At 44.8% G+C, this 1584-nt stretch carries 2 protein-coding genes; both read left to right on the forward strand.

Features of this window, described 5'->3' with window-relative positions; genetic code table 11:
• Window positions 1–204 (forward strand): hypothetical protein (locus QVO39_RS00705; protein ID WP_288171266.1); only part of this gene is annotated, 204 nt, incomplete at its 5' end.
• 50 nt (window positions 205–254) lie between these two features.
• A partial coding sequence (locus tag QVO39_RS00710; RefSeq protein WP_288171268.1) for an MFS transporter occupies window positions 255–1584 on the forward strand: 1330 nt, incomplete at its 3' end.

A 1584-nucleotide genomic window follows, 5' to 3' on the forward strand; every position in this document is an offset into this window, starting at 1 on the left:
GGTTTCAGCCACTCACCCACACTTCCAATCGAGTGCAAAGATAACAATTATTTCGTTACAGCCAAAGGATTTGAGCACAAAAGTGGTTTCAAAGTTTGTTTTTTATCTTTAAGGGTAGGGCAGTCACCTGAAAAATCAGGTGGTAGTTATTCGCTGTTTATAGTTATTTTCTTATCTTGTCAATGTGATTTAAGTGGTTTCTAAGATAGAGTATGATCAAAGGATATATTTAACGTATTTAATCAAGAGATATTATGACAGAATCTAGTACATCAACTACTTATCGTGGAAATGATAAGGTGCTTATCGGAATTATATTAGGTCTGCTTTCATTTTGGTTATTTGGCATGACCATGCTGAGTATTCAAGATGTTGTGCAAAAAGATCTTCAGATTGATAGAGGTGCCTTAGGGCTTGCCGTAACGATTACCTCCCTTGTCTCGGGTGTGACCGTTGTGATGTTTGGTAATATTGCCGATCGCTACGGACGTGCTAAGACATTGCGTTGGGGTTTTTATGCTGCCATTGTAGGAGGTATTCTTATTGCTACTACCCCTGCTAGTAGTATTTGGACCCTCCCATTTATGCTGACGGGTCGTACCCTGCAAGGGGTGTCAGCAGCCTGTATCATGCCTGCTTCACTGGCGATAATTGCTCAGTTTTGGGAGGAAAAAGAGCGTCAAAGAGCCATCAGTCTTTGGAGTATGGGCACTTGGGGTGGCACAAGCTTCGCCACTTTCGTCGGTACCAATATGACCTCCTTTTTGGGCTGGCGCTCTATTTTTGTCTTGGCACCTGTAACCGCCTTTATCGGACTTTTACTGGTGCGAGAGATTCCTCGCAACTATGTGGAGGGTGCCAAAGATGTAACGTTTGACTTCAAGGGGATGGTCATCTTTATGATCTCCGTCATCTGTTTGATGATAGTGATCAACTATGGTAGCAGTTGGGGATGGAACAACCCTATTACTATGGTCTTAACGGCAGTGGCAATTATAGGACTTATCCTATTCGTAAGTATCGAATCAGGAGTAGAGCTACCTTTCGTCAATATTCGGCTCTTTCAGAATAAAACCTTTACAGGAGCTACCATCTCCAATTTTATTCTCAATAGCACCGCAGGCGTGCTAGTCGTTATCCCCGCATTGATGTCCGCTGCCACCGATTACGATGGCAGTGTCATCGGATTCCTCTCTATTGGCTATGGAGTGGTGATCATTGCTTTTATTCGGATTGGAGAGCGCCTGTTGCAGAAGTACGGACCACGGAGGCCAATGCTACTAGGAAGCTTTATCGTTATGCTCGCTTTCCTAGTGATGTTGCCTACCAACGTGATGCGAGAAACCTATCTTATCTTGATGGGAGTCGGGTACGCACTCTTCGGACTTGGCCTAGCTTGCTATGCCACCCCTTCTACCGACGCTGCCCTCTCCACCCTTCCTCCAAAGGAATCTGCAGCTGGGTCAGGTATTTACAAGATGGCTTCATCACTCGGTTCCGCCTTTGGTATTGCAGTTTCTAGTGCCATTTACTACGGTTTGCTCTCTGGGAGTGGACAACAACTGGCACCTGAAAATAGTTTTT

It is taken from the genome of Porphyromonas sp. CAG:1061 (assembly GCF_000435035.1).
In the GTDB taxonomy this organism is placed as follows: Bacteria; Bacteroidota; Bacteroidia; order Bacteroidales; family Porphyromonadaceae; genus Porphyromonas_A; species Porphyromonas_A somerae.